Annotated in this window: 14 protein-coding genes; 11 read left to right on the plus strand and 3 right to left on the minus strand. The window is 68.8% G+C overall.

What is annotated here, in order from left to right:
* Nucleotides 1–43 precede the first annotated feature (43 nt).
* Complete coding sequence (locus FFS20_RS03080) at nt 44–952, minus strand: amidohydrolase family protein (RefSeq protein WP_137824476.1); 909 nt, start codon at nt 950–952, stop codon at nt 44–46.
* A 236-nt stretch (nt 953–1,188) separates the two neighbouring features.
* On the opposite strand from FFS20_RS03080, the gene FFS20_RS03085 reads away from it, so the two are divergent.
* From FFS20_RS03085 to FFS20_RS03095, 3 genes are all read left to right on the plus strand, one after another.
* Nucleotides 1,189–2,163 (plus strand): DUF402 domain-containing protein, encoded by a 975-nt coding sequence (locus FFS20_RS03085; RefSeq protein ID WP_137824477.1) that lies wholly within the window; start codon nt 1,189–1,191, stop codon nt 2,161–2,163.
* Nucleotides 2,164–2,178: 15 nt separating this feature from the next.
* Nucleotides 2,179–3,201 (plus strand): NADP-dependent oxidoreductase, encoded by a 1,023-nt coding sequence (locus tag FFS20_RS03090; protein ID WP_137824478.1) that lies wholly within the window; start codon nt 2,179–2,181, stop codon nt 3,199–3,201.
* 162 nt (nt 3,202–3,363) lie between these two features.
* Complete coding sequence (locus FFS20_RS03095) at nt 3,364–3,672, plus strand: nucleotidyltransferase domain-containing protein (protein ID WP_249356550.1); 309 nt, start codon at nt 3,364–3,366, stop codon at nt 3,670–3,672.
* 103 nt (nt 3,673–3,775) lie between these two features.
* Here FFS20_RS03095 and FFS20_RS03100 read toward each other — a convergent pair whose 3' ends face one another.
* A complete protein-coding gene (locus FFS20_RS03100) occupies nt 3,776–4,762 on the minus strand; it encodes an asparaginase (protein ID WP_137824479.1) in 987 nt (328 codons plus the stop codon).
* A 68-nt stretch (nt 4,763–4,830) separates the two neighbouring features.
* Between FFS20_RS03100 and FFS20_RS03105 the strand changes: the two genes are divergently transcribed.
* The 8 genes from FFS20_RS03105 to poxB all read left to right on the plus strand — a co-directional run bounded on the left by FFS20_RS03105 (nt 4,831) and on the right by poxB (nt 17,574).
* Nucleotides 4,831–6,294: a DUF3375 domain-containing protein gene (locus FFS20_RS03105; RefSeq protein WP_137824480.1), complete on the plus strand. Its 1,464-nt coding sequence runs from the start codon at nt 4,831–4,833 to the stop codon at nt 6,292–6,294.
* Entirely contained in the window at nt 6,291–7,133 is an 843-nt protein-coding gene (locus FFS20_RS03110) for a DUF4194 domain-containing protein (protein WP_249356553.1), read from the plus strand. The genes FFS20_RS03105 and FFS20_RS03110 overlap by 4 nt, the downstream gene beginning before the upstream one ends.
* Nucleotides 7,130–10,768: an ATP-binding protein gene (locus tag FFS20_RS03115; protein WP_137824481.1), complete on the plus strand. Its 3,639-nt coding sequence runs from the start codon at nt 7,130–7,132 to the stop codon at nt 10,766–10,768. Before FFS20_RS03110 ends, FFS20_RS03115 begins: the two co-directional genes overlap by 4 nt.
* A 52-nt stretch (nt 10,769–10,820) precedes the next feature.
* Nucleotides 10,821–12,164, plus strand: coding sequence for a DUF3322 and DUF2220 domain-containing protein (locus FFS20_RS03120; protein WP_137824482.1), 1,344 nt, complete (start codon nt 10,821–10,823; stop codon nt 12,162–12,164).
* Nucleotides 12,165–12,341: 177 nt separating this feature from the next.
* Nucleotides 12,342–13,739, plus strand: a complete 1,398-nt coding sequence (locus tag FFS20_RS03125; RefSeq protein ID WP_137824483.1) for an MFS transporter — start codon at nt 12,342–12,344, stop codon at nt 13,737–13,739.
* Nucleotides 13,740–13,835: 96 nt separating this feature from the next.
* Nucleotides 13,836–14,318, plus strand: a complete 483-nt coding sequence (locus FFS20_RS03130; protein WP_137824484.1) for an MmcQ/YjbR family DNA-binding protein — start codon at nt 13,836–13,838, stop codon at nt 14,316–14,318.
* Between the two features lie 7 nt (nt 14,319–14,325).
* On the plus strand, nt 14,326–15,489 hold the full coding sequence (locus FFS20_RS03135; protein ID WP_137824485.1) for an MFS transporter: 1,164 nt from the start codon (nt 14,326–14,328) through the stop codon (nt 15,487–15,489).
* Between the two features lie 369 nt (nt 15,490–15,858).
* Nucleotides 15,859–17,574, plus strand: a complete 1,716-nt coding sequence (gene poxB, locus FFS20_RS03140; RefSeq protein ID WP_137824486.1) for a ubiquinone-dependent pyruvate dehydrogenase — start codon at nt 15,859–15,861, stop codon at nt 17,572–17,574.
* Nucleotides 17,575–17,838: 264 nt separating this feature from the next.
* Here the strand turns inward: poxB and ribH are convergent, their stop codons facing one another.
* Nucleotides 17,839–18,306 (minus strand): 6,7-dimethyl-8-ribityllumazine synthase, encoded by a 468-nt coding sequence (ribH, locus tag FFS20_RS03145; protein WP_137824487.1) that lies wholly within the window; start codon nt 18,304–18,306, stop codon nt 17,839–17,841.
* Between the last annotated feature and the right edge of the window lie 54 nt (nt 18,307–18,360).

The raw sequence follows: 18,360 nt of genomic DNA on the forward strand, positions 1-18,360 counted from the left end.
CCGTGAGCCCGACCCTCACCGTCGGCAGCGATGGTGAGGGCGGTCAGGCGAGGGAGGCCTCCCTTCCGCTCAGCCCGAGCAGGTGCGCGCCGTTGTCCCAGAGCACCGCGCGCATCCACTCGTCGCCGAGCTCGAGGCCGGCGAGCCCGGAGAGCTGATCCGCGTACGGGTAGGGGATGTTCGGGAAGTCCGAGCCGAGGACGATCTTGTCCTGCAGGGAGATCAGGCGCTCGCGGAAGGCGGGGGTCACCTCGGCGGGGGAGGAGAAGAACCCGGACACGTACATCGTCGTGTCGAGATGGACGCCGCTGTAGGCCTCCGCGAGACCCGCGAACGCCTCGTATTCGGGCATGCCCATGTGGGCGATGACGAAGTTGAGCGCGGGGAAGCGCTCGAGCACTCGCGCGATCGCCTCGGGGCCGGTGAAGGTGCCCGGCAGCGGTGCGGAACCGGCGTGGATGACGATGGGCACCTGCGCCTCGGACAGTGCCGCCCATGCGGGATCGAGGACCCGATCATCGGGGGCGAACCCGCCGACCTGGACGTGGACCTTGAACAGGCGGGCCCCGGATGCGAGGGCGGCGGGGACGTAGTCGGCGGATTCGGGCTCGGCGAAGAGGGTCGCGCAGTGGATGACGTCCGGGTGGTCGGCGGCGAAGTCACGGTTCCAGTCGTTGAGCCATGCGGCCATGCCCGGTCGGTGCGGGTACGTGAGCGCGGGAATCGCCTGGAGGCCGAGCTCGCGGAGGATCCGCAGGCGGGTGTCGGTGTCATAGCGGTAGTGGATCGGCCACGGCCGGCCGTAGTTCGCCTCGGCGTCGTCGAAGTACGACCACACCTTGTCGAGGACGTTCTGCGGGAGGAAGTGCACATGGATGTCGGCGAGCCCAGGCAGCCCGAGCGCCTCGACGTAGGTCGGGATCTCCGCGTCGCTGCGGGGTGGTGCGATCATGTCCCCACCTTACCCAGCGGTACCGACGCGGCGGGGTACCGACACTGCGCAGCACTGACGCGACGCGGGACCGACTCCGTGCAGCCCTGACTCGGCGCGGGACTGACGCGGCGCGGGACTGACGCGGCGCGGGACTGACGCGGCGTGGGACCGACACTGTGCAGCACTGACGCGGCGCGCAGACGGCCGAATCCCATCCCCAGGGTGCGCGCAGTGAGCCACCCTAGACTGCGATCATGGAGTTCAGCGACCCGTTCGAGATCCCGGTCCCCGCGGCTGCCACGCGCCTCGGCGAGCCTCCGTTCTGGACTCCGGGTCAGGCGGTGACCTGGACCTACAGGCGCTTCGACTACGACCTCGACCATGTCGAGGTGCGCCGGCCGATGCGCGTCATCGACGACGGCCCGAACGGTGCGGTGCTGTGGATGCCCGGCGGCACCGAGGTCGTCGACACTGGTCTCGTCGGGTGGGAGGGCATGAGCGCCCACGACGTCCCGCTCGACGTCCGCTTCCGTCCCCGCGGGAAGGCCCCCGAGCGGATCATGGTCCCCGCCCGCTGGCAGGGCCACGGCGTGCTCAAGCTCGCCCCGCCGAACGCTCCCTTCTCCGTGTGGGTGCTCGTCAAACCGGCCCCCACCGTGTCATCGGCTGCGGAGGATTCGTCGGCCGAGTCGGTCCGCGTCGAGTGGTACGTCAATCTCGAGACGACCCACCGACGCACCGCCGAGGCGGTCTACACGTGCGATCTCATCCTCGACATCACGTTCCCGCTCGCCGATGAGCCCCTCCACCGGCCCGACGGCAGCCTCAGCGCCCGAGGCGCGGTGTTCAAGGATGTCCACGAGATCGCGGCGGCGGGTGCGTACGGATACTGGCCGCGTCAGTGGTCGGACACCGTCCGGGCCAACGGGGCGCTCATCCTCGATCGTCTCGAGGAGTTCCGGTGGGCCTTCGATCCCCGATGGGAGGATGTGGCCCTCGACCTCGCGGGGTTCGGTCCGCACGAACCGGAGGCGAGACTGCGACTGGGGCTTGCGACAGTCGACGACTCCGCCACACGCACTGCGGCCGGGCCGGATGCGGACCGCACCACCGCCTCGGCGAGGGAGACTGCGGACCGCACCACCGCCTCGGCGAGCACAATTTCTCCTGGTCAGCGGGAACATCAGCGTATCCCCAGCGGTTGTTACAGGAGACCGGACAGCAGATGAGAGGACTGAACTGACATGGCGACGAACCACCGCATCCGCCTCAATTCCCGCCCCGTGGGCGCCCCGACGGCCGAGGACTTCCTCCACGACGAGGTGCCGGTCGAGTCTCCCGGCGACGGCGAGGTGCTGCTGCGGACCCTCTATCTCTCGCTCGATCCGTACATGCGCGGACGGATGTCGGATGCGAAGTCGTACGCGAAGCCCGTCGAGCTCGGCGAGGTGATGGTCGGGGCGACGGTCTCCGAGGTCGTCGAGTCGCAGTCGCCGGACTTCGAACCCGGTGACATCGTCCTCGGCTACGGCGGATGGCAGGAGTACTCGATCGAGCCGGCGTCGCAGCTGCGCAGGATCGACCCTGAGATCGCGCCGATCAGCACCGCCCTGGGGGTGCTCGGCATGCCCGGGTTCACCGCATACGCGGGGCTTCTCGAGATCGGGATGCCGAAGCCCGGCGAGACCGTAGCCGTGGCCGCCGCGACCGGACCCGTCGGGTCGGTCGTCGGGCAGATTGCGAAGATCGTCGGGGCCACCGCGGTCGGCATCGCCGGCGGGCCTGCGAAGGTCAACCACCTCAAGGAGCTCGGCTTCGACATCGTCCTCGACCACCGTTCCCCGAACTTCAAGGAGGAACTCGCCGAGGCGGTGCCCCAGGGCATCGACGTCTACTTCGAGAACGTCGGCGGGAAGGTCCTCGAAGCGGTCGTGCCGCTGCTCAACCCCTTCGCGCGCGTGCCGGTGTGCGGTCTCGTCTCCTCCTACAACCTCACCGAGCTCCCGCCGGGGCCCGATCGCACGGGTCTGCTCATGAGTGCGATCCTGCGGAAGTCGCTGACCTTCCGCGGGTTCATCCAGTCGGAGTTCGTCGACCGCCTCGGCGAGCAGTTCCTCCACGACATGAGCACATGGATCCAGGAGGGCAGGATCCGCTACCGGGAGGACATCCGATCCGGTCTCGACCGGGCGCCCGAGTACTTCAACGAACTCCTCACCGGCGGCAACTTCGGCAAGATGGTCGTCGCCGTGGGGGAGCGGGAGTAGGGGCTCGTCGTTCCGAGCCTCCGGGCTCGGGGCCACTCCTTCTCTGCCGGCTGGTGGCGGAGGTGTGAGCGGTCCTGATCGTCGGCGCGGTTCGGTTCCTGGCGGCCGGATGAGGCGGCCGATTTCGTCGATCAGTCCGGTCGTGCCCGGTTTCCTGGGTGCATGTCGACGAACGCCGTGACACCCGAATCGCTTGCCCTGCGCGAGCTGATCGACGTGAAACGTCAGGAGTTCGAGCAGCTGCTGACGAAGTTTTCTGCGACGAATCCGAGGTTGTTCGGGTCAGTCGCACGGGGAACCGCCGTCGAGGGAAGTGACATCGACATTCTCGTCGATATGGACCCTGCCGACGGGAATCTGCTGATGCGCATCTGGGCTCATGGAGGAGACCCGCATACTGTTGGGTCGAGACGACATCGACGTCTTTCCCGTTCAGCTGCTCAGGCGCTCGGTTTCGAAAACGGCCATTGATGACGCGGCGGCGTTGGACGTCACGGAGGGTCGAAGCTGTCAGGACGAGGAGCGCATCGCCGACACCGCCGGAACCAGAAGTCCGTAAGGACGCCGAGGCTCATCAGAACTGTGCGAACACCTCGGCGGGGTCGACGTCGAAGCTCAGCGCCAGGGTCAGTGCGATCCGGGCCTTCCGCGCATCGAGGACGCCTGCGGGCAGGAGACCGGCCTCGAGCAGGCCGATCTCCCCGCCGATGTAACCGTATGTGCGGGTGAGGCTCGCCCCGGCCCCCGGTCGGGAGGCGAGGACGACGGGCATCTGTGCGCCGAGGCCGGTGACCGCGGGCACGAGATGCTCGGGCACGTGACCACCGCCGACCCCGGCGATGACCGCGCCGGCGAATCCCGCCTCGGCGAGGTGGGCGAACGTCTCCGCGGGCTCACCCATCCCCACCTCGACGAGCGCGACCGGGGCGATCGCCTCAGGGCGATCCCGCCGGGCGAACGGCGAGGTGAGCACGGCCGGGGCATGGGGGACCCGGACGACGTCCTCACTGATCCACCCGATCGCGCCGAGCACCGGACCGGACGAGAACGCCGCCGTCGACGACACGTGCGCCTTGCGGACATGCCGCGGATCGTGGATCTCGTCATTGAACACGAGCGTCACAGGCAGATGCCGCGCCTGCGGGGACAGCGCCGTCAGCGCTGCGGACCGGACGTTCGCGGGACCATCGGCACCGGGCAGGGTCGGATTGCGCATCGCACCGGTGACGGCGATCGGCACCTCTGAGTCATTGAGCAGCGACAGCGCGAAGGCGCTCTCCTCGAGGGTGTCCGTGCCCTGCGTGAGGACGATGCCGTGCGCCTCGGTCTCCCGGGCGAGCTGCGCGACGTCGAGGAGCATGTCCAGGGTGACGTTCGCGCTCGAGACCTGCGCGACCTGCGTGAAATCCGTGCGCAGATCCGGCCAGATCTCATCGAGACCCGCAGCCGCGGCGATCTCCGCACCGCTGAGAGCCGGGGCCACCCCTCCGCTGCCGTCAGCGGTCGAAGCGATGGTGCCGCCGAGCGCGGCGACGAGCAGATGAGGCGGCAGGTCAGACATGCTCCTGAGTCTAGCGAGGCACGAGCCCCGATTTCCCCGCCCCGGCACCGCGCGGGACAATGGAGGCCATGTCCGCTCTGTCCTCCGCGCTCGCGTTCCGTCGCCTCATCGACGACAACGCGACCCTGCGCATGCTGCGGGCCGACAACCTCGCGATCATGGCCGCAACCCTGGGCGGCCTCCTCGGCAGTCCGGGCAGCCGCCTGTCCACCGACGACGTCCACGAGGCGATCGACGCCGACCTCGAAGAGCTGCGCGACCACTTCGACCTCGGCACCCGCACGGCGAAGGCCTACTGCGACGATTGGCGCCGGGCCGACATCATCATCCGCCGCCCTGCCACCGGCGCCCGCGGCGAGACCTACGAACTCTCCGCGGCCGGCTTCGACGCGATCCGCATCCTCGAACAGCTGCGCACCCCGCCCCGCACAGCCACCGAATCCCGCCTCGTCGCCCTTGCCCAGGCCGTCCGCCAGCTCGCGATCGACACCGACCCCGACACCTCACGGCGCCTGCGCTCCCTCGAAGCCCAACGCGACCGCATCGACGCCGAGATCGCCCGCGTCCGCCGCGGCGACGCGATGTCGACCACGCTCGACCGCAGACGCGCAGGTGAGAGGGTCAGCGACATCCTCGGCCAGGCCCAGGGTCTGCCCGCCGACTTCGCCCGCGTCCGTGCCCGCTTCGAAGAGCTCAACCACGACCTGCGCACGAGCATCCTCAGCTCCGAGGACGCCCAGACCCACGTCCTCGACGATATCTTCCGCGGCGTCGACCTCATCGAATCCTCCGACGAGGGCCGCACCTTCACCGCGTTCTCCGGACTCGTCCGCGACCCCGAACAGTCCTCGGCCTTCGACGACGACGTCTCGGCGATCCTCGACCGCGACTTCGCCCGCTCCCTGCCCCTGGCCACCCGACGCACCCTGCGCGGACTCATGCGCGACATGAAGGACGGCAGCCGCGAGGTCCACAGCGCGCTGTCCGACTTCGCCCGCGGCCTGCGCCGCTACGTCCACTCCCACGAATTCCAGCGCGACCGTGTCATGCGCACCCTCCTCCAAGACGCTCTCGCCGAGGCGGTGCCCGCCGCCCAGCAGCGCAAACCCTACGCGGACTCCGGGGTCGCCCTCGATCTCTCGACCGTGCCGATCTCCTCGCTCGGCGAGGTCACGCTGCACGACCCGGACGAATTCGACGCCGGCGTCGCCCTGAGCGCCGCCGGCGAATCGACCGTCGACCTCGGCGAGCTCATCCGCGTCGCCCGCGAATCCGAGATCGACTTCACCGAACTCACCGACAACGTCAACACCGCACTGGCCGGTGCCACCGACATCACCGTCGCCGAGGTGCTCGACCGCTTCCCCGCCAGCCAGGGCCTGGCGAGCGTGGTCGGGCTGGTCTCGCTGGCGACCACCCACGGCACCGTCGACCCCACCACCGCCGACGTCCTCACCTGGACCGGCACCGACGGTGTGCCCCGCCGCGCGGCGACCCACCGCTGCCTCTTCACGAAGGAGATCCCCGTTTGAGCCAGGACGATCTGCACCGGGAGGAGATTCCGGCCGGCACCGAGGCGACCGCGACCGCCCGGGACGACGTGACCTCCCCTCGCACGGAGTTCGCCGATCCCGACGAGCAGCCGCTCGACGATCGGCCCGCCGGGACCGGTCTGTGGTCGGGTGACACCGGTGCCCTCCACGAACGCACCCGCCGCGTCCTCCTCGAACTCCTCAAAGGCCCCTACGTCTCCGGTGCCCAGAACCCCGGCCTGTGGGCCGCGCTCATCGCCGATGAGACGAGTGTGCGCTCGCGCCTCCACGAACTCTTCCTCGACCTCGTCATCGACCCCGTCGACGAATTCGCGTTCACCCGGAAAGTCGTCACCGAGGAGATCGACGTCCCCAGCGCGGTCCGCAGCGAACGGCTCACCTTCATCGACACCGCGATGCTCCTCGTCCTCCGCCAGCTCCTCCTCGCCGCCCCCGGGGAACGGCGCGTCATCGTCGGCAAGGACGAGGTCTACGACTCCCTGATGATCTACCGCACCGGCGACGAATCGACGTTCCTCCGCAACCTCAACGGCGCGTGGGCGCGGATGTCGAACCGGCTGCGCGTCCTCCACAAGGTCGGCGACGAGCGCTTCGAGATCTCCCCGATGGTCCGCTTCCTCATCGACGAGGACCGCGTCCGCGAACTCGCCGCCACGTACCGGCGCATCGCCGCCGGCGAGGACGGCGGAGCCGGCGACGGTGATGAGGGAAGCGCCGAGGCGGTCGATCCTGCCCCAGACCCCGACACCACAGACCCCGACATCCCTGACCCCGACACCTCAGACCCCGACACCACCACCGAGGAGGACGCGGAATGAACGAGACCGACCTCCTCTCGATCCTGCCCGAGGACGCCCGCGGCTCGGTCTTCGACGGCGTCCCCGAACCCGACGCCGAGGTCACGGCCGCGCTGTCGGGGCAGTGGCGGCTCAGCCGCATCCAGCTCGCGAACTGGGGCACCTTCGACGGGGAGATCCACACGATCCCCGTCTCCCGGCAGGGCCAGCTCATCACCGGACCCTCCGGTTCCGGGAAGTCGTCGCTGCTCGACGCGATCGCCTCGGTGCTCACGCCCGACAAATGGCTGCGCTTCAACGTCGCCGCCCAGACCGCGGGCGCGCGGACCGAGCAGCGGAGCATCATCAGCTACGTCCGCGGGGCCTGGACGCGGATGACCGACGCCGAGGAGGACCGCGTCGTCAGCCGCTACCTGCGCCCGCACGCGACGTGGAGCGGCATCGTCCTGCGCTTCGAGAACGAGATCGATCCGCCGGTGACGCTCGCCCGCCTGTTCTTCGTCAAGGGCAGCGGGACGAAGAACTCCGACGTCTCCGACCTCTGCCTCCTCGACCGCTCCGGCATCGACCTGGCTGACCTGCAGGAATACGCGCTCGGCGGGATCCAGACCCGGGCGCTCAAGGCCGCCCACCCCGACGCCGTCATCACCTCGAACGGCGCCCACGGCCGGTTCTACGCCCGGATGCGCTCGCTCTTCGACATCGAACACGAATCCGCGCTCCAGCTCCTCCACAAGACGCAGTCGGCCAAGCACCTCGACAGCCTCGATCAGCTCTTCCGCGAGCACATGCTCGAACCGCCGGCGACCTTCGCCCTCGCCGACACCGCCGTTGATGAGTTCGGCGACCTCAAGGACGCCCACGAACACGTCGTCCAGCTCCGTCACCAGCGCGATCACCTCCTCGACCTGCGCGACGCGGCGACCAGATACGACACCGCGCACGCCGCCGTCGCCGAGGTGCGCGAACTCGCCGCGAGCGTCATTCCGTTCCAGAAGCGTCGGGAGCTCGACCTCCTCGACGCCGAGCGCTCGACCCTTGATGAGCGCATCGCCACCCTCGACGCCGAGGCCGACGACGCCGACCGCACCCTGCGCGCCGCCGCCGACGACCTCAAGCGGGCCGAGCGCGCCGCCCTCGAGCTCGGCGGGTCGGAGACCGCGTTCCTCCACGAGAAGATCCGCGCCGGGGAGGAGACCCGCCGGACCGCGAAGAACCGCTGGGAGTCCCTGCGCACGCAGTTGAGCGAGGCGGGCATCGACGACGCCCCGACGACCGCCGCCGAGTTCGCCGAACTCCAGGCCGAGATCGCCCGCATCCTCGACGGATCAGAGGCCCCGGCGGGCCCGAGCCACGCCGACCACGACCGGTTCTCGAAAGCCCGCGCCCGCGTCGCCGCCGCCGAAGCCGCGATCACCGCCCTGCGCCGCAGCGGCACCACCGTGCCCGGTCATCTCCTCGAGGTGCGCACGATGCTCGCCGAGGCGGTCGGCCTGCCCGAATCCGCGCTGCCCTTCGGCGCCGAGCTCATCGAGGTCAAACCCGAGCACGCCGCGTGGACGGGGGCGATCGAACGCGTGCTCCGCCCGCTCGCGCTCACGCTCCTCGTCCGCTCCGACCACCTCGGCACGGTCCGATCCTGGGTCGACTCGCACCGGATCACGACCCGCCTCGTGTTCGAGGAGGTGCCGCAGACCGCTGCCTCCCCGCGCCCCGCGAAGAGCTCGATCTCCCTGGTCAACCGGGTGCGAGTGGCGGAGACCGGGGTCGGTGAGTGGGTGAGCTGGGCACTGTCGGAGCGCTACGACTACGCGTGCGTCGACCATCTGTCCAAGATGGACGACCACGTCAAGGCCGTGACGATCAACGGTCAGATCAAGACTTCGCGCACCCGGTACGAGAAGGACGACCGGCGCCGCATCGACGACCGTTCGCAGTGGGTGCTCGGGGACCGGGACGCGAAGCTCGAGGCCCTCATCGACGAACTCAATGCCGCCGAGGCGGACCTGCAGGCCGTGCGCACGATCGTCGAGACCGCCGAGGCCGACGTCGCGAAGGCGAACGAACGCCGGGGCCTCCTCGCCGGAGTCCGCCGACAGACGTGGCGCGACATCGACACCGACGGGGCGCAGAAGGAGATCGACACCCTCCAGGCGCGCCTCGACGAGCTCATGGCCGGCGACAGCGACCTCCAGGCCGCCAACCGCGCCCGCGACGAGGCGGAGACCGCCCTCGACGATGCGCGCACCCGCGCCGACGACGTGAGCTTCCGGCTGCGCACCGCCCGCGCCACCCGCGACGGCCTCGCCGCCGCGGCCGACGCCCTGCGGGAGGCGATCGCCGCCGGCGAGTACCCGGAGGTCTCAGCGGCCGTGGGCACGGCGCTCGAGGAGCGGTTCCGGGCGGTCAGGCGCAAGATCACCCGCGACATCCTCGGCGACGTCGGACAGGCCGTCATGACCCAGCTGCAGGACGAACGGGACGCCGCCGCGGACCGGGCGACCGGGGCCGGACAGGACGTCACCCGGCTGGCAGCGCAGTTCCAAGCGGCCTGGCCGTCCGCCTCGGCGAACCTCACCTCCGACGTCGAGGACCGGCAGGGCTTCCTCGACATGCTCGCCGAGATCCAGGCCCATGGTCTGCCCGAGCACGAAGGACGGTTCCTCGACCTGCTGCGGAAGCGCTCGCGGGATCTCATCGGTGAGCTGCGCGGGGAGATCCTCGGGGCGCCGCGGGAGATCCAGGACCGCGTCGACCCGGTCAACTCCTCGCTGCAGCGGTCGGAGTTCGACACGGATCGCTTCCTCCACCTGCGCGTGAAGACCCGGCGGAGTGAGACGGTCAAGGCGTTCATGCGGGACCTCGCGACGATCTCCGAGGGCAGCTGGGGTGATGAGGACCTCGAGACGGCGGAGATGAAGTACGAGCTCCTCGCCGACATCATGCGCCGGTTCGCCTCGAGCGAGCACATCGACCGCGTGTGGCGTACACAGTGCCTCGACACGCGGCTGCACGTGACGTTCCTCGCCGAGGAGCTCGACCGCGACGGCACCCCGCAGGCGACGTACGATTCCGGGGCGGCGATGTCGGGCGGGCAGCAGCAGAAGCTCGTCGTCTTCTGTCTCGCGGCGGCACTGCGCTACCAGCTCGCCGATCCGGACGAACCGGTCGCGAAGTACGGCACGATCATCCTCGACGAGGCCTTCGACAAGGCGGATTCGCGGTACACGCGGATGGCGCTCAACATCTTCGTCGAGTTCGGCTTCCACATGGTGCTCGCGACCCCGCAGAAGCTCCTCCAGACGATCGAGCCCTACGTCGGCGCCGCCGCGGCGATTGACAACCCCACCCGCGCGAAGTCCGTCGTCGCGAACATGGTGTGGGAGACCGACGGGGATGGTGCTGTTGGGAAGGATGCTGGTGACGATGCCGACGGGGAGGGTGCTGATTCCGGCGCCGAGGCGGGGGAGGGCAACCCTGTCCTCGTCGAGTCCGGTGCGGCGGCCGAATCGGGTGCAACCGTGGAACCGGGTGTGAGCACCGAGGCCGATAAAGGCGCTGAGACTGATGAGGCTGCGGAGACGGTCGCGACAGCAGACGCTCTCGCGACAGGGGAGGCCATCGCGACCGGAGACGACGGGGTCGGCAGTCGATAGGGGTGCGAGCCGGGCTCGATTCGTTGCGGACAGTGCTCGGTAGGGTGAGGCCATGATCGATGTCGCCGAGGCGCGCCGGCTCGCCGAGAAGCGCCTGCGCACCCGGATGGGCCAGTGGGCAGGGGAGCAGGCGGTCCTCGCCGAGGTCGACGCTGTCCATGGCGGACGACCCGCCGAGGCGGAGCACGGCTCACCGGCATTCGAGCTCGGGCTCAAACCGCCGACCGAGAATCAGGTCTTGCGCGACCTCGCCGGCGCTGAGGCCTGGGTGCGGTCGTGGCGGGCCGCTGCGGCCGCACACCCTCTCGACCTCGACTGGCAGTCCCGTGCGTGGAAGTCCGTGGGCAGGCAGGACGTGCCGGTGCGGGTGCGGTTTCCGATGCCGGACGATGTTGCGGTGTTCGTCGGCGGAGGTGCGGAGCGTGACTGGCGGCGGCTCTCAGCGCGGGTGCGCGCGATCCGACAGCGGTGGCCGCAGACGAGCGGGCACTCCGCTGTTCCCGGCAGCGACGGCGTTCCCGAATCTGAGGGTGCCGAGACGACCGTGGGACCGGACGGGGTCGCAGAGGATCCGACTGAGGTCTCGGCTGCGGGCGAGTTCACGGCCGCTGCGCACGGCGGCGCGGGGGATCCGGGTGAGTTCACGGCAGTCGTGAGATCGCTGGCCAGGCGTCTTCTCGAACTCGGTGACGACGAGTTCGCCCAGGTCATCGATGTCGTCAGCTGGCTGGCGGAGAATCCGCTCGGCACGATGCGGCCTCGACAGCTGCCGATCCGCGGCGTCGACTCGAAATGGTTCGGCACGCACCGGGGACTTGTCCGCGCTCTGCTCTCACTGACGGGTGTCTCGGGTGGGCTCGACATCCTCGACGCCGAGGCGCATGTGCGGTTGCGTCTCCTCGACCCGGCGATGGCGCTCGGTCCGCTGCGGGACCTCGCCGCCCCGGTCGACCAGCTGGCCCGGCTGGACCTCAAGCCGCGGACCGTGCTCATCGTCGAGAATCTCGAATCGGTGCTCGCCTTGCCCGATCGTCCCGGCACCGTCGCGATCCACGGATCCGGCTACACGGTCGGGGTCGTGGCACGGTTGGGATGGGCCGCCTCGGCGAGGGTCGTCTACTGGGGCGATCTCGACTCGCACGGATTCGCCATCCTCAACCGCCTGCGGGCGCATCTGCCCGGGGTGGAATCGCTGCTCATGGACGAGGACACGCTGCTGGCCCACCGCGATCTGTGGGTGCGGGAACCGACGCCGCATCGCGGGAGCCTGCCGGGCCTCACCGGGTCGGAGCGGCGGGCGCTCGACCGACTGCGCTCCGAAGGGGATGTGCGACTCGAGCAGGAGCGGATCCCCTGGGACACGGCGCTCGCCGCCGTCGACGCGGCGCTGCGCTGATTCCGCGCTGCACTGATTCGGCCCCGGGGAGCCGCCTGCCGTGGGCGCTCTTCTCTTGGCCCCTGCCTGAATGATTCCGACGTCTCAACGTCGTGTAGCGTATCTCGAGGTTCAATGAATGCAGAGTGAACCACAACGGAACAATCGGTGAACTTCGGATAGGTGACGATAATCGGCATGAGCGACGTCAAGGCAGTGCAGGAGCGGCGGAAGTCCGGGTGGAATTGGCTCGCGGCACCGGGTCCCGCACCGCGGCTGCCGGAGGAGACGATCACACGACGCTATCCGCGGCTGCGAGGCCAGGTCTTCGTCGGGATCTTCGTGGGCTACGCGGGCTTCTACCTCATCCGCAACAACGTGCCGCTGGTGGGCAGCCTGCTCATCGATGAGGGCCGCATGAACGCCGTCGGCTTGGGCATCATCGCGAACGTCGCCCTCATCGCGTACGGCTTCTCGAAGTTCTTCTCCGGGATCGTCTCCGACCGTTCGAACGCCCGTCTGTTCCTGCCGATCGGGCTGGCGCTCTCGGCCGTCGCGAACCTGCTCCTCGCCGGTGTGCCGGTGTTGTCGTCATCGATCGCGATGTTCGCGACCGTCATGTTCGTCAACGGCTGGGTGCAGGGTATGGGGTGGCCGCCCAGCGGCCGTGTCCTCGTCCATTGGTTCTCCACCAGTGAGCGGGGAACCAAGACATCGATCTGGAATGTCGCGCACAACGTGGGCGGCTTCTTCGTCGGAGTCCTTGCCGCGCTCGGACTGCAGCTGACCGGAGATGACTGGCGCTCGGTCTTCTGGCTGCCGGCGATCGTCGCTCTCGTCATCGCCTTCATCGCTTATCTGCTCATCCGCGACACTCCTGAGTCGCAGGGTCTCCCGCCGATCGAGGAGTACCGTGACGACCCGGCCAAGGTGGACGCCGACGACGTCGAACAGGAGTCGCTGAGCACGTGGAAGGCGATCGAGAAGTACGTGCTGCGCAACCGCACGATGGTGCTGTTGGCCCTCGCGAACGTCTGCGTCTATGCACTGCGCTACGGGATTCTCACCTGGACTCCCGTCTACCTGTCCGAAGTCCGGCATGCCAGCTTGACCGGAGGCATTGCCGGGTTCTCGCTATTCGAGCTTGCGGGAATCGTCGGAACGCTTCTGTGCGGATGGCTCTCCGACAGGGTGTTCCGCGGGAACCGATCGGTCACCGGCATCGTGTTCATGATCGGCGTGGCTGCGGCGACCGCTGTGTACTGGCTGGCGCCGGCTGGTGTTCCGCTGTGGATTCCGCTGGTGACGGTCACAGTCATCGGCGGACTCATCTACGGGCCGGTCATGCTCATCGGACTCCAGGCACTTGACCTGTCTCCGCGTCAGGTGGCGGGGACGGCTGCCGGGTTCACCGGTCTGTTCGGGTACGTGCTCGGAGCCACGATGGCCTCAAGCGGAGTCGGCCTCGTCGTCCACCACTTCGGCTGGGACGTCACCTTCGCTCTGCTCATTGCGCTGTGTCTCATTGCGGTGGTCTTCCTCGCCATCATCAACAAGGACGAACGGCGCACTATCCGCGAGCATCAGCGCCGCTGACCGTGCGGGTCGCCTCGCGGAGGCCACAGTGTTCTCGCGTCTTCGTTCGTTGGACAGGACGGAACCCGTGTCATCGCCCTTTGCTAGCATCCACGCATGGACTCGGTGACCGTGCTTCGACTCGCCCACGACCAGGCGGTGCAGTATCCGTCCGTCGTCATCGAGCACCCTTTCGGGCCCGAGTACGCGGTGTTCAAGGTCCGCGGCAGAATGTTCATGATGCAGTACGAGCTGCGCGGAGTGCCGAGCATGAACCTGAAGATCGACCCGCTCGACGGTGAGGTGCTGCGCGACGCCTACGCGGAGATCACGCCCGGTTATCACATGAACAAGCGGCACTGGATCACTGTTTGCGGTGCCGACGGAACCGACACGGGAGCCGGCGGCGGAACCACCGGCGACGGCGGTGGCGATGACGGCGGAGCCGGGACCGACCCGGGGACCACCTCGGCGCGGGCGGCTCTCGATGAGGACCTCCTCCACGATCTCGTCCTCGAGTCGTACTGCCTCGTCGTCGCGAAGATGCCGCGCCGGGATCGGCCGGTCGACCCGGCGACCTTCGGCGGCAGAGAAGCGTGAGGGAGGTGTGACGGACAGACCTCGGGGCGGCCTCGTCGGGCTGTGCATCGCCGAACTCGTCTGCTGGGGACTCCTCTACTACTCGCTGCCCGTTGCGGTCACCCCGATCTCGGCGGACACCGGGTGGAGTGAGACGACGGTGACGGGTGCACTGACGATCGGTCTCATCGTCTCGGCGGTCGCCGGGGTGCGCGTGGGACGCCTCCTCGACGCGCACGGACCGCGGACGATCATGGCGACCGGCACGGGCATCGGCGTCGCGGCCCTCCTGCTCGTCGCGGTGGCACCGAATCTGCCGGTGTTCTACGTGGCGTGGGCGCTCGCGGGCTTCGCTCAGGCGACGACGCTCTACCCGCCGGCTTTCGCCGTCGTCACCCGCTGGTACGGGGCTCAGCGCGTCAGACCGCTGACGATGCTCACGCTCGTCGGCGGACTCGCCTCGACCGTGTTCGCGCCGATCATCGCGTGGCTCATCGGCACGGTCGGGTGGCGGCCGACCTACCTCGTCCTCGCGGGCATCCTCGCCGTCATCGCCCTGCCCGTCCAGCTCATCTTCCTCAACGCACGCTGGACCGACGACGCCGCCGCGCGGTACCAGCGCCCCTCCCGGGCCGAGATCCGCGCGGTCACCCGCAGCCCGCGCTTCATCATCCTGCAGCTGGCCGTGGCACTTGCGACGTTCGCCCTCTTCGCGGTGACGATCAACATCATCCCCGTCCTCATCGAACGCGGTGCCGCCTACGGTCTCGCGGCGATCGCGCTCGGTCTCGTCGGCTTCGGTCAGGTCGCCGGCCGCTTCGGGTACCCGAGCATCGAACGGCACACGAGCGCACGTTCCCGCACGGTGCTCCTCTTCGCCGCCGGCGCAGTGGGCCTGTGGCTGCTCGCGCTCGTGCCCGGACCGCTCTGGCTCATCATCGGCATCGCGATGATCACCGGCGGCATCCGCGGCTGCATGACGCTCTTCCAGGCGACGGCGGTCTCCGACCGGTGGGGTACGGCGAACTTCGGGGCCGTCAACGGCGTCTTCGTCGCCCCCATCACCGTGGGCACGGCACTCGCCCCGGTCGCGGGCCCGGCTCTGGCCGACCTCCTCGGCGGATATTCGCTCATGGCGATCGCCATGGCGGCACTCCTCACCGCCGCCACCGCCCTGTCGGCGCGGACGTGAACGGGTGTCGCGGTGCCTGCCCAGAAACGAGTGATGTCCTGCTTGAGATGCGGCAGGATCGATGTGTCGGACAGCGGCCACGTACGTGAAACGTGTAAAACAATCGCGAAACTTTTACACGTTCCACTGACATGGAAACTCGCTTTACACGTTGCCGGAGGCACGCAGAGCGGCAATCACCCACCGACGCGGTCGACGATCACACGCAGCCGACAAGCCTCTTCACCGCGTGTGACGCACAACCGATCCTGTCGCCACACTCACAGTTCCGCGGCTGCGGCCCCAGTCTAGACTGGCACCAGCAGTCCACGCCTCGCACCGGGGCAGATGCCAGAGCTTCGGTGCTCGTGTTTCCACGGAAGGAGCACCATGCCCACCGTCGCCAGAAACATCGTCGACACACTCGTCGCGAGTGGGGTCAAGCGCGTCTACGGAATCCCCGGTGACTCGCTCAACGGATTCACCGACGCTCTGCGCGTCAATCCCGAACTCGAATGGGTCCACGTCCGCCACGAGGAGGGCGCGGCGTTCGCCGCCAGCGGCGAGGCCGCCCTGACCGGAGAGCTCGCCGTCTGCGCCGGCAGCTGCGGTCCCGGCAACCTCCACCTCATCAATGGTCTCTACGACGCTCAGCGCTCCCGCGTCCCGGTCCTCGCGATCGCCGCGCACATCCCGAGCGAAGAGATCGGTTCGAACTACTTCCAGGAGACCCACCCGACGGAGATCTTCCGCGAGTGCAGCGTCTACGCAGAACACGTCGCCCACCCCTCGCAGATGCCGCGCCTATTGCGCATCGCGATGCGTGAGGCCATCGAGAAGCGCGGCGTCGCCGTGCTCGTCATCCCCGGCGACGTCGGCCTCGCCGACATCGACGCCGCCGCCGAGGAGATCAAGTTCTTCCCCTCGCACGTCACCCCGGCCGAACCGCTCATCGAGGACGCAGCCGCCGCCCTCAACCGGAGCAAGAAGGTGACGATCCTCGCCGGCGCCGGCACCGAAGGCGCCCACCCCGAGCTCCTCGCGATCGCCGACGCCCTCCAAGCGCCGATCGTCCACACGATGCGCGGCAAGGAGTTCGTCGAGTACGACAACCCCTACGACGTTGGCATGACCGGTCTGCTCGGCTTCTCCTCCGGCTACCATGCCCTGAAGTCGTGCGACACGCTGCTCATGCTCGGCACTGACCTGCCCTACCAGCAGTTCTACCCCGACGAGGCGACCGTCATCCAGGTCGATGTGCGCGGGTCGCAGATCGGCAAGCGGACGAAGGTCGACATCGCGCTCACGGGCACCGTCGCCGACACCATCAACGCCCTGCTGCCGCTGATCAGGACCGGCCGCAGCAGCTCGTTCCTCAAGACGGCGACGAAGCACTACGCGAAGACCCGCAAGGATCTCGACGAGCTCGCCACGCCGTCGAAGCGGACCATCCACCCGCAGTACCTGACGAAGCTCATCGACGAGGCGGCCACCGACGATGCGGTGTTCATCCCCGACGTCGGCTCACCCGTCGTGTGGGCGGCCCGGTATCTGACGATGAACGGCAAACGCCGCCTCATCGGCTCCTTCAGCCACGGGTCGATGGCCAACGCCCTGTCCCAGAGCGTCGGTGCGCAGGCCGCCTACCCGGGGCGGCAGGTCATCGCGCTGGCCGGCGACGGCGGCCTGGCGATGCTCCTCGGCGAGCTCATCACCCTCACCCAGAACGACCTGCCCGTCAAGGTCGTCGTCTACAACAACTCCTCGCTCAACTTCGTCGAACTCGAGATGAAGGCGGCCGGGTTCGTCACCTTCGGCACCGACCTGGAGAACCCCAACTTCGCCACCATCGCCGAGGCGGTCGGCATCAAGGGATTCCGCGTCGAGAAGTCGAAGGACCTCCCATCGGTCGTCACCGAGTTCCTCAACCACGACGGGGCTGCGGTCCTCGACGTCACGACCGAGCGCCAGGAGCTCTCGATGCCGCCGTCGATCACCGCTGAGCAGGCGAAGGGCTTCGCGCTCTACGCCATCCGCACGGTGCTCTCGGGCAAGGGCGACGAACTCATCGACCTCGCGCGCACGAACGTCCGGCAGCTGTTCTGACGCCCGGAGTCGCCGCCGGTCGGTGAGACCGCGCGGCGGCGGTGTTCCTGCGGCGTCGGTGTTCCGGCGGCGGCGTTCCGGCGGCGGCCGTGCAGAGTCGAGGACGCAGAGTGTCGAAATCCGAATCGGAAATCGTCACTCTGCGTCCTCGACTTCTCACTTGAGGTGCCTTTCGCGACCTGCGCGGGTGGTGTGACGCTCCGAGGGTGGTTTATCGCTGCGCGGGTGGCGTGACGCTCCGCCGGGTGCGCCGGGTGCGGCGGGTCAGACCGGGTAGTCCGCCAGCGCCGAGGCGGTTGCCAGGGCCGCGGTCATCGCTTCGTGTCCTTTGTCCTCGCGAGAGCCCTCGAGTCCCGCGCGGTCCCTGGCCTGTTTGTCATTGTCGCAGGTGAGCACTCCGAAGCCGACGGGTTTGCGGGAGTCGAGGGCAACTCGGTTCAACCCATCGGTCGCCGCCGAGCACACGTAGTCGAAGTGCGGGGTGCCGCCGCGGATGACGACGCCGAGGGCGACGACGGCATCGAAGCTCTCGATGACGCGGGCTGCGGCGACGGGCAGTTCGAAGCTGCCGGGGACGCGGATGAGCGTCGTCGTCGCCTGTGCCTCCGCGGCCGCGCGCTCGGCGCCGGCGACGAGTCCGTCCATGACCTCCGTGTGCCAGGACGCCGCGACGATCGCAACGTTGAGGCCGGTGGCGTCCAGGGTGATGTCGGGTGCTCCGTGATGTGCCATGAGTGATGCTCCTCAGTGGTGGGTCTCGATGTGGTGAGTCGGCCGGTGAGTCGA

The organism is Brevibacterium sp. 2SA (assembly GCF_005502845.1).
Classification (GTDB): Bacteria; Actinomycetota; Actinomycetes; order Actinomycetales; family Brevibacteriaceae; genus Brevibacterium.